Genomic DNA, 10,054 nt, shown 5'->3' on the forward strand with positions numbered 1-10,054 from the left:
AAGTCAAGACACCAGTCGATCAACGCATCAAAACCGCGCCCCAATAGTTTGGCGTCAGCCCACACAACACATTTGATATTTTCTGCCACTGAAAGATCCACGCACTGCTCAGCTTGCGCACGAGCTATCACTTTATCCCTTGCGGCCTGCATGAACTGTTGAATATCAATGTTCGCCATGTGTTTGTCAGCCAAGTGGATTAACATCAAGGCGCGCCATTGCTCAACGCGTTGTGCTACTTTCTCCCACACAGGAACCAGTGATTGTTCATCCTCCCCAGCACCTGAAATGCGCTGCCCAATTTCTTCCATCGTCTGCCGCATCCAGTCAAGAAGATGCGCCAAATCGCGCCGGATACTCCATAACGAGGCGGCTTGTTTGGCTGACGCGCTCTGAATTTTTTCAATTTTGGCTTCTAGGGCCATGGCGTTGGCGGTCTGCTCAGTTTCATCTCGAAAAACAATAAATAATGTGCCCCCTGGCTCTCGCGACAGGTGCACGCGGTTCCATTTCACCTTGTCCTGAAATCTTATTTTTAATAATCTTTCTTCAGGGAAGCCATCCCGTATTACCGTAGTTAACGCTGAATGAAAGCGTTCGCGGTCAGCCTCCTCTAAACAAGGCAGCAATTGGTCAATCGATTCAATCTCGCCAAGCCCGTTAAACGATGCAGTCTCGGAAGACCACTCTAACCGGCGCGTATGCGGTGAGTAGACAGCATGCGTCATCCGCCCAATTTGCTCGGCCATTTGCATGCGTTCATTGACTTGTGATAAATGGCAACGTGTTTCATCGTGCACGAGCAAAAGTCGAATGAGGTGCGTCAATCGCTCAAAAATTTCCAACTCGTCTGGCTTAGGTGTCCTTGGTTCGCCGAAATACACGGCGAATGTGGCTTTTGTCTCATCTTCGACAACAATCGGATGTGCCCAACAGGCACGCAGTCCAAATTGCTCTGCTAGCTCTCGATAGTCTTTCCACCGTGGATCGGTGGTAATATCATCGACAAAGACAGGCTTGCGCAAATAGGCCGCAGTGCCACACGAGCCGACATTTGGACCGATGGTAAGCCCGTCAATGGCTTGATTGTATTGCTTAGGCAAGCGGTTTTCACCCAATTGGTGGAGCTTGCCGTCCTTAATCCTTAAAATAGAGCCAATAGCGCCGGGGAGCACGTTTTCAATGGCGCGATTGGCCAAAGACATCGCGCTATACAAATCGGCGTGCTGCAAATAGCCAGACAAAATCGTGCTCTGCCAGTTATGCAATAGTCGCAACCGATGTTCTAGCGTTCGGTCAACCAGCGCCCCCACAATGACGGGTCTTCCAGATTCAAACTCTGTTTCAACACCATACACCTCGACGTGAATCACTGATCCATCGGCCTTGAGCGCGTCAAAAGAAAAGGATTCCGACGGGCTACCTTGGGCCCCGCGCAACCGACGCTGAATACGTTCCTGTACCATGGGCCAAGCCCCGTGACTGACCAACTCCCTGACCGATATTTTTTCAACCAGCGTCTCGCGTGCATAACCGAAAATTCGTGCAAATGCCTGGTTGACGTAGAGCATTCGCTCACCGTCTGTGATAAAAACGGCAAGGTGTTCGTTGCCAGAATCGACGAAGTCAAGCAAGGTTGATTGTTGGCCATTAAGCTTAAATTTGTCCCTGTGCCCCAAAAAAGAAAACATTTTGTTCGTGTTTACCTCAATGTTGTGACAGATCGACATGGATACCGGTCGCAATATCAGGAAAGTATAGAACAACTTCGACAGTTCACATTGAAACAAAGTCGTGTGTTAAAATGGCCGCCCAACCGATCGCGTTGACACCATTTTTCATGCCACCAACAACCACGACGCTACAAGATGCCCGCCAATCCACCATCTTTCGATTGGCTGCCAGCAGCGTACCGATCCAAACGCAGCAAATTTTGGCGATCATCTACACGCTCAGTTGGCGACTCGAGCGCATCCTCCGCCGCAGTTCGGACGAACTACTTTTAGAAAAGCAACTGGCGTGGTGGTACGAAGAGGTCGACCAAGCCCGCCGTGCTCAAAGCAGTTTGCCTGTATTTATGGAATTAAGTTCGCTCGCAAGCACTTGTGATGCGTCTCAGATTTGGTCACTACTGCAACAATTTATCGAGCACTTGCACGGTTGTCGTCAGTACATGCCTATTCGCGATGAAAAAGCGTGGGATGATTTCGCCTATCAACGACGAGGTATTTGGCTTGAGCTTTGCGCACAACTGTCGCAGTTTGAACTGCCAACAACCACGAAAATCCACTTGGCCAAATCAATGACGATTTATGATATGGCGCTCGGTCATGCCTTAGATGTCCGGCAAAATCTATCGTATTGGCCGCACAGTCTTATTGAGCGACACGGCCTCTCATCCATGTACCGCCCACAGAATCACGCAAAATGGCAGCCACTATTTGATGCTTATTTACAAAAAGCTGACCGCGAGTTTTTGACGACGCTACATAGCACTTCATTTTATCATCCGATGGCCGAATCCTTACTCACATTGACCGCATTACTGAAAACCAAGGTGTACGGCACGTCGCTATGGTATCGAATGCCGGGTGAGCGTATTTCACCGACGCTTCCGCTAAAATACCTATGGACGGCATGGAATACCCGACGAAAATACCGAAGCTTAACCAGAGGAAGTTAGAAATGTCCGAAGCAGCCCAAATTGATAAGAATATATTGAAGGACCGCATCATTTTAGTGACCGGCGCCTCCCGCGGCATTGGGCGCGCTGTGGCTTTGGCTTGTGCGCAGCATGGCGCCACGGTAATACTGCACGGCCGTGACGAAGCCAAATTAAATGATGTCTATGATCAAATCGAAGACGCCGGCTTGCCTCAGCCAGCCCTCGCGCCACTTGATCTGAAAACCGCCGACCAAATGGCATGTGATCATCTGGCGAATGTCATTGGCGAGGAATTCGGTAAGCTCGATGGTGTGGTGCATAACGCCGCCATCCTCGGCACCATGTCCCCGATTGAACTGTACGAAACGAACATTTGGCATGAAGTCATACAAGTCAATGTGAACTCGGTCTTCATGTTAACCAAAAGCTTAATGCCGCTCTTAAAAGCCTCCAATGACGGTCGCATTCTGCTGACCAGTTCGGGCGTTGGGCGTATCGGTCGCGCCTATTGGGGAGCCTATGCCGTGTCTAAATTTGCGATTGAAGGCTTAACACAAGTGCTTGCTGGCGAAATTGATGAATATGGCATGGCGGCCATCGCCGTCAACCCCGGTGCAACACGCACTACCATGCGCGCCTCGGCTTTCCCCGGAGAAAACCCTGCAACTCTGCCGACACCGGAAGCCATTGCGCCGGCCTATGTGTATTTGCTCGGACCCGATGGCCAAAAATACAATGGGCAGTCACTGGATGCACGGCGCCTTGTTGGTTTGTCATAAATCCGTGATGGCGGCAGTTTGTTGCCGCCATGGCAACCAATGACCACATCAATATTTCCTCAAGTGGCAGACAAAATTTTGACGCATGAGCGGCAAAAGATTGCCGAATAACGTAACTATTTGTTTTTGTTAGATATAGAAAAATTGGCATATAATCTGCATTAGAATCGCCAGTTGAACTGACTCGGTGAAGCAGGCATGCAGATTCATCACATCAAAAAAGCGGAAAGTTTCGCAGTCCCAGAACTGAAACTGATCACAAACAAAGCCAGAAATCAGGAAGATGTTGCACGCATTAGCGAAGCAATTCAAAAATTAAGTCTATCCGTGCAGCGCACGCTGATTTTGGAGGAGCTTCTTCATATTCTCTGCGAGCAAATTGCACAAATCGTCCCATGCGATGGTGTTGAATATCAGAATGAACGCATCAATGTCGCATGGCTTTCGGGCGTCACAGCCGTGCATCACGCCAGCTACGAAATTACCCTTGAGGAAGTTTCATTAGGCACGCTTACCGCTTATCGCTCACACCCATTCTCTGACTTCGATTTACAAGTCATGGAATGGCTTGTCTCTGTCTCAGTGTTTCCGATTCGGAATGCCTTACTTTACCAAGAGGCGCTTGCCGCTTCACTCAAGGATGGTCTCACAGGCGTTGGAAATCGGCGGGCATTTGACGACACATTGAAGCGGGAGTTTCAAAAGTCCCGACGTAATGGACGCCCCATGTCGCTTATCGTCTTCGATATCGACCATTTCAAAAAAATCAACGACACAATCGGACATAGCGGCGGCGACATTGTCCTCAAACAAGTGGCACAGACACTGCAGAAGAACCTGCGTATTTCCGATCAGATCTTTCGCTATGGAGGGGAGGAATTTGTCATCCTACTAACAGATACCGATTTACCGACTGCCCGTCTGGTGGCCGAGCGTTTGCGGCAATCCATAGAGGCGCTTCCCATCGCCATCAATGACAACAACAGAATCCGGGTCACCATCAGTGGCGGGGTCACTGCTATTCACGACCAGGACACACCGGAAGCCATCTTTCAAAGGGCTGACAATGCCCTGTATCAAGCCAAGACAGGGGGACGTAACCAAATACGATCCTCAGTTTAATACAAGGCTCAGCGGCGGCGACCGACGCTTTGATGACGTTGGCGGCTCGACTTGTTCGCACTCTCTCGTATTGTCCGGGCCCGGACCCGTCGTTTTCCAGATTCCGGTGCCACCATGTCGAACTCAAGGCCGATGCAGTCAGCCAATTGTTTGCCCTCGGCAACAGACAGATACCGCCAGCGCCCCCGTGGAAGATCACGCGGCAACGTCACGGGCCCAAAAGCGATACGGATCAACCTTGAGACTTCCACTCCCTGCGACGCCCACAACCGTCGCACTTCGCGATTACGCCCCTCCCGCAACGAGACGTGATACCAATGATTACGCCCTTCACCCCCGGCGTCCACTATGCGTTCAAATCGTGCCAAGCCATCTTCCAGCATGACACCACGACGAAGACGTTCCTTCATGCCTTCTGTCACTTCCCCGTGCACACGCACTGCATAAACGCGTTCGACTTGACTTTTTGGATGCATTAGGCCGTGCGCCAAATCCCCATTGTTGGTAAAAAGCAACAAGCCTTGCGTATTCACATCCAAACGCCCCACTTGAATCCAGCGCCCGTGTTTTAGCGGCGGCAAATGGTCGAAAACGGTTGGCCTGCCTCGCGGATCGTCGGTCGTGCAAATTTCGCCTTCCGGCTTGTTGTAGATCAAAATCCGTGTTTTATTCGAAACCTGCCCAACGCCACTTACGATACGGCCATCGACGCGCACAACGTCCTTTTCAGTCACTCTTTGCCCAATCACTGCCCGGTGTCCATTCACACTGACCCGACCAGCCGCGATCAATTGCTCGGCCTCGCGGCGTGAGGCAATGCCTAGCTGTGCCAAATGCTTTTGCAGCTTGATAGAAGACTCATTGGACATGAGGCGACTCCGCAGCGTTCTTTTCCTTGGCTTTGACTTCATTTGACAAATTTTCACCCTCATGTAGTGGCAATTCTGGTGCAAGCTGGTCAAAGTCCTTCAATTCAGATAAAGAAGGCAATTCATCCAAACTTTTTAAGTTAAAGTAATCAAGAAACTTTTTTGTGGTCGCGTAAAGCGCCGGGCGTCCAGGAACATCCCGATGGCCAACCACTCGAATCCATTCACGTTCAAGGAGGGTTTTGATGATATTCGAGCTGACGCTCACGCCTCTCACCTCCTCGATCTCACCCCGTGTCACGGGTTGTCGATAAGCAATGAGCGCCAATGTTTCAAGCGTGGCACGAGAGTATCTTGTCGGCTTTTCCTCCCACAAGCGCCGTACCCATGTCGAAAAGGCTTGTCGTGACTGAAAACGCCATCCACTGGCCACTTCGACGAGTTCCACGCCGCGTGCCTCATAGTCCCGTTGCAACGCCTCAAGCATGGCACGCAAGCGTCCTCGATCCGGTCGCTCCGGTTCCTCAAACAATTTCAATATCTCGTCAAGCGTCAACGGCCGACCTGCGGCAAACAATGCCGCTTCAATAATCTGTTTTAACTGGCTATCAGACAAGCTGGCCATCGTCTTCCGCCTCTATGTTAGCTGCTTTACCGCATTCTCCCCGAGCACGTACATGGATCGGCCCAAACGGCTCGGTTTGTACCAGTTCGACAAGTTGTTCTTTCGTCAATTCCATGATCGCCAAGAAAGTGACCACCACACCCGGTCTTCCCTCGGCCAAGTCAAATAGCTCGAAAAAATTGGCAAACCTTTCGCCACTTAAGCGAGCCAATACACTGCTCATTCTTTCCCGCACCGACAAAGGTTCTTTTTCGACCTGATGATGGCTATACATTTCCGCGCGTTTAAGCACGTCGCAAAGCGCCGTCAGCAATTCATGCAAAGTCACTTGCGGCTGCGGTTTGACCAGCTTTAATTCAGGCATTTTGGCAGATGCCTGATAAATATCCCGGTTCATACGTGGTAATGCATCAATGTCTTCCGCAGCCTGTTTGAACTGTTCATATTCTTGCAGCCGGCGAACCAACTCGGCACGCGGATCGCCTTCTTCATCTTCCTGCTTTGGCCTTGGCAACAACATGCGCGACTTGATTTCTGCGAGCATCGCAGCCATGACAAGGTATTCCGCCGCCAATTCAAGTCGCAGCTCTTTCATGAGCGCTACGTATTCCATGTACTGCGCCGTAATCTCACAGATGGGAATGTCTAAGATATCAATGTTTTGCCGACGAATTAGATAGAGCAGCAAATCGAGCGGACCCTCAAAGGCTTCAAGAAACACTTCAAGGGCATCCGGCGGAATATAGAGGTCTTTGGGCAGCTGGGTAAAAGGCTCCCCGTTTACGATGGCGAGCGGCATCTCCTCTTGTATCGGCGGATTTCTCTCTAACAGCCTCTTGGTCTTGCTCGTTTGCTGATGCATAGTGCTAGCGGTAATTTAATCCCATGGCCTCACGAACCTCTTCCATGGTTTCTCGTGCCACAGCGCGGGCTTTCTCAGCCCCTTCAAACACAATATTGCGCACCAGCTCAGGCTGGGATTCATAGTACTTAGCCCTTTCCTGTAAGGGCTTTAACTCTTGGCAAATACCATCGATGACCGGTCGCTTGCATTCGACACAGCCAATGCCTGCTGTCTTACAGCCAGTTTGCACCCAATCCTTGACCTCATCAGATGAATAAATTTGGTGAAATTGCCAAACCGGACAGTTCTCAGGATCGCCGGGGTCGGTTCTGCGAACACGCGCCGGATCTGTTGGCATTGTCCTTATTTTTCGTTCTATCTCTTCGGGCGACTCTCGTAACGATATCGTGTTGTTATACGACTTTGACATCTTTTGGCCATCAAGTCCCGGCATTTTGGAAAACGGCGTCAACAAAGCCTCGGGTTCCGGCAAAATTTGTTTACCTGTCCCTTCCATGTAGCCGAGTAACCGCTCTCTATCACCCACGGAAATTGAACCGTGCGACTCCAGCAGAGCACGCGCTGTCTCTAATGCCTCAATATCCCCCGCTTCCTGATATTGACGTCGTAGTGAGAGATAGAGCTTGCTCTGTTTTTTGCCAAGATTTCGCAAGGCGGTCTGAACTCGTTGTTCAAAGTCCGGTTCTCGCCCATACAAATGATTGAAGCGCCGCGCGATTTCTCGGCACATCTCGATATGCGGCACCTGATCCGCCCCCACCGGAACATGTTTTGCTCGATATACCAAAATATCAGCGGCTTGGAGCAGTGGATAGCCCAAAAAACCGTAGGTTTGCAGATCTCTGTCCTTCAATTTTTCCTGTTGCTCTTTATAAGTCGGAACACGTTCAAGCCAACTGAGAGGCGTCATCATAGACAATAGCAAATGCAATTCCGCGTGCTCTACCACGTGCGATTGGATGAATATGGTCGACAGCCCCGGATTGACCCCTGCGGCCAACCAATCAATGACCATATCCCACGCTGACTGCTGAATTTCTGACGGATCTTCGTAATGCGTTGTCAGTGCATGCCAGTCTACAACACAGAAGAAGCAATCGTACTCGTTCTGCAGTGCCACCCAATTCTTCAAAACACCATGATAGTGGCCCAAATGAAGACGACCCGACGGTCGCATTCCTGACAGCACTCGATCGTTTGTTGACATAAAAACCTATGACTCCCCAACGTAATGCATCTTAATCTATTGCAAGTCTGCTGCTTATTGTATCAGACTTACCAATTCAATCCTTCTAGATTTCCGGCGCCCTCTCGAACTACGACAGGGTGTTCTTCAGTCAAATCAACAATGGTTGTTGGACGCACCGGCACATGTCCACCATCCAAAATCAAATCAACCAATTTATCGAACTTGGGTCGGAAATCTGCTGGATCTGTATACAGCTCCTCGTCATCTGGCATATCGAGTGTCGTACTCATAATCGGTTCGCCCATAACGTCGAGAAGCGCTTGCGTGACCGTATGCTCTGGCACGCGCAGCCCAATTGTTTTTCGCTTTGGGTGCTGAAGGCGTCGAGGAACTTCCTTGGTAGCGCGTAGAATAAATGTATAAGACCCCGGTGTATGGGCTTTAAGCAATCGAAACTGCGCATTATTGACAATAGCGTACGTGGCCAATTCGGATAAGTCTCGGCACACGAGCGTGAATAAGTGGTTTTTATCCAGTTGACGAATACGCCGAATGCGATCCAATGCTTCTTTGTCACCAATATGGCAACCTAGTGCATAACCTGAATCGGTGGGATAAATGACCACTCCGCCCTTTCGCATAACCGCGACTGCTTGACTAATCAAGCGCGGTTGAGGGTGCGTGGGATGAACCTCAAGATACTGTGCCATTGCTCATGTTTTAATTGCCAATTAACTTGGCGTTAGTATAGAGTTTCACACCGACTTTTGAAATCATAATTCTGGCGCTATGCCGGTGTTGCGCGTTATCAACCACGGAGATTGAATGTATCTTTCCATTGATGTTGGCACGCAAAGCGTTCGAGCGATACTGTTTGATCGAGCCGGCCACATCTTAGGCATCGGACGCCGTGCTTTACCGCCACCGGAAGCCCCCAAGCCAGGCTGGGCTGAATTTCATCCTGAACAAGCATGGCACGCCCTTGTCGACGCAGTGGAAGACTTGTCCCAGCGCACTGGGCCACTTTCGCAGATCGCCTCAATTTCTCTGACCTGTCAACGAGGCACCGTGGTTGGCGTTGATCGTTTTGGCTCACCAATCTATCCGGCCATCAGCTGGATGGATCAGCGCATGGCCGAAAACCCGCCAGACATTCCACGCTGGTTACGCCTTATCTTCCTGAGCATTGGACAAGCCCGAACATTGGACTATTTTCGACAACAAGCCGAAATCAACTGGCTTTATGCCCACCAACCGCAACAATGGAAAAAAATTGATAAATTCTTACTATTGTCGGCTTATCTAAATCATCGCCTGACGGGCCGGTACCGAGACAGCTACGCCAATACGGTCGGCTATTTGCCGTTTGACTATAAGCATTTACGCTGGGCACCCAAAGGCGATTGGCGCTGGAAAGCTTTGGCATTGACCCCTGAAATGATGCCTGAGCTTGTAGCGCCCGGCGCGATGATTGGAACATTAACGGATGAGGCCGCACAACAGCTCAACTTGCCTCGGAGGCTCCCGGTCATTGCCGGAGCGGCTGACAAAGCGTGCGAATCACTCGGTTGCGGTGTATTCGATCACACTCGGGTGTCGATTAGCCTCGGCACAACGCTCACTATCAATGCGACCAGCCGTGACTACCGGGAGACCTTGCCTCTCCTGCCTCCCTTTCCAGCGGCAATCGCCGGACATTATTCTAATGAATACATGATAAGCCGCGGCTTTTGGATGATACGTTGGTTCATTGAAAACTTCGGTCATCCCGAGCAACAAAAAGCCAGAATGTCGGGAGGCTCAGTTGAGGATGCGCTCAATCATCTTCTGAGACAAACGCCTCCAGGTAATGATGGTGTGATGGCGCTACCTTACTGGAACCCGGGCGTCATCCACCCGGGCGTGACGGCACGGGGTACCCTTGTCGGTTTGACAGCCGA

The 10,054-nt window shown here is 50.6% G+C and carries 10 protein-coding genes; 4 read left to right on the forward strand and 6 right to left on the reverse strand.

The features are described from left to right. Positions 1-1,691 (reverse strand): PAS domain S-box protein (locus D6694_00980; protein ID RMH48011.1); only part of this gene is annotated, 1,691 nt, incomplete at its 3' end. A 113-nt stretch (positions 1,692-1,804) separates the two neighbouring features. Between D6694_00980 and D6694_00985 the strand changes: the two genes are divergently transcribed. The 3 genes from D6694_00985 (at position 1,805) to D6694_00995 (ending at position 4,566) form a co-directional block, all read left to right on the forward strand. Further along, positions 1,805-2,683 (forward strand): hypothetical protein, encoded by an 879-nt coding sequence (locus D6694_00985; GenBank protein ID RMH48012.1) that lies wholly within the window; start codon positions 1,805-1,807, stop codon positions 2,681-2,683. Between the two features lie 2 nt (positions 2,684-2,685). Continuing rightward, complete coding sequence (locus tag D6694_00990) at positions 2,686-3,444, forward strand: YciK family oxidoreductase (GenBank protein RMH48013.1); 759 nt, start codon at positions 2,686-2,688, stop codon at positions 3,442-3,444. A 198-nt stretch (positions 3,445-3,642) separates the two neighbouring features. After that, entirely contained in the window at positions 3,643-4,566 is a 924-nt protein-coding gene (locus D6694_00995) for a GGDEF domain-containing protein (GenBank protein RMH48014.1), read from the forward strand. 8 nt (positions 4,567-4,574) lie between these two features. On the opposite strand, the gene D6694_01000 is transcribed toward D6694_00995, so the two are convergent. The 5 genes from D6694_01000 to D6694_01020 all read right to left on the reverse strand — a co-directional run bounded on the left by D6694_01000 (position 4,575) and on the right by D6694_01020 (position 8,824). Beyond that, complete coding sequence (locus tag D6694_01000) at positions 4,575-5,435, reverse strand: rRNA pseudouridine synthase (protein ID RMH48015.1); 861 nt, start codon at positions 5,433-5,435, stop codon at positions 4,575-4,577. Next, positions 5,425-6,060, reverse strand: a complete 636-nt coding sequence (gene scpB, locus D6694_01005) for an SMC-Scp complex subunit ScpB (GenBank protein RMH48016.1) — start codon at positions 6,058-6,060, stop codon at positions 5,425-5,427. The genes D6694_01000 and scpB overlap by 11 nt, the downstream gene beginning before the upstream one ends. After that, a complete protein-coding gene (locus tag D6694_01010; protein ID RMH48017.1) occupies positions 6,044-6,922 on the reverse strand; it encodes a segregation/condensation protein A in 879 nt (292 codons plus the stop codon). The genes scpB and D6694_01010 overlap by 17 nt, the downstream gene beginning before the upstream one ends. Positions 6,923-6,926: 4 nt before the next feature. Continuing rightward, the gene (locus D6694_01015) at positions 6,927-8,132 is read right to left on the reverse strand and encodes a tryptophan--tRNA ligase (protein ID RMH48018.1); all 1,206 of its coding nucleotides are present in this window, start codon (positions 8,130-8,132) and stop codon (positions 6,927-6,929) included. 68 nt (positions 8,133-8,200) lie between these two features. Next, on the reverse strand, positions 8,201-8,824 hold the full coding sequence (locus tag D6694_01020; protein RMH48019.1) for a threonylcarbamoyl-AMP synthase: 624 nt from the start codon (positions 8,822-8,824) through the stop codon (positions 8,201-8,203). 115 nt (positions 8,825-8,939) lie between these two features. Between D6694_01020 and D6694_01025 the strand changes: the two genes are divergently transcribed. Then, a partial coding sequence (locus D6694_01025; protein RMH48020.1) for a carbohydrate kinase occupies positions 8,940-10,054 on the forward strand: 1,115 nt, incomplete at its 3' end.

Source organism: Gammaproteobacteria bacterium (assembly GCA_003696665.1).
GTDB lineage: Bacteria > Pseudomonadota > Gammaproteobacteria > Enterobacterales.

Excerpts from the sequence above, each read along its gene's own strand:
- D6694_00990 (RMH48013.1), top strand. The coding sequence starts at position 2,686 with ATGTCCGAAGCAGCCCAAATTGATAAGAATATATTGAAGGACCGCATC.
- D6694_00985 (RMH48012.1), top strand. The coding sequence starts at position 1,805 with ATGGCCGCCCAACCGATCGCGTTGACACCATTTTTCATGCCACCAACA.
- D6694_01020 (RMH48019.1), bottom strand. The coding sequence starts at position 8,824 with ATGGCACAGTATCTTGAGGTTCATCCCACGCACCCTCAACCGCGCTTG.
- D6694_01000 (RMH48015.1), bottom strand. The coding sequence starts at position 5,435 with ATGTCCAATGAGTCTTCTATCAAGCTGCAAAAGCATTTGGCACAGCTA.
- D6694_01010 (RMH48017.1), bottom strand. The coding sequence starts at position 6,922 with ATGCATCAGCAAACGAGCAAGACCAAGAGGCTGTTAGAGAGAAATCCG.
- D6694_01015 (RMH48018.1), bottom strand. The coding sequence starts at position 8,132 with ATGTCAACAAACGATCGAGTGCTGTCAGGAATGCGACCGTCGGGTCGT.
- scpB (RMH48016.1), bottom strand. The coding sequence starts at position 6,060 with ATGGCCAGCTTGTCTGATAGCCAGTTAAAACAGATTATTGAAGCGGCA.
- D6694_00995 (RMH48014.1), top strand. The coding sequence starts at position 3,643 with ATGCAGATTCATCACATCAAAAAAGCGGAAAGTTTCGCAGTCCCAGAA.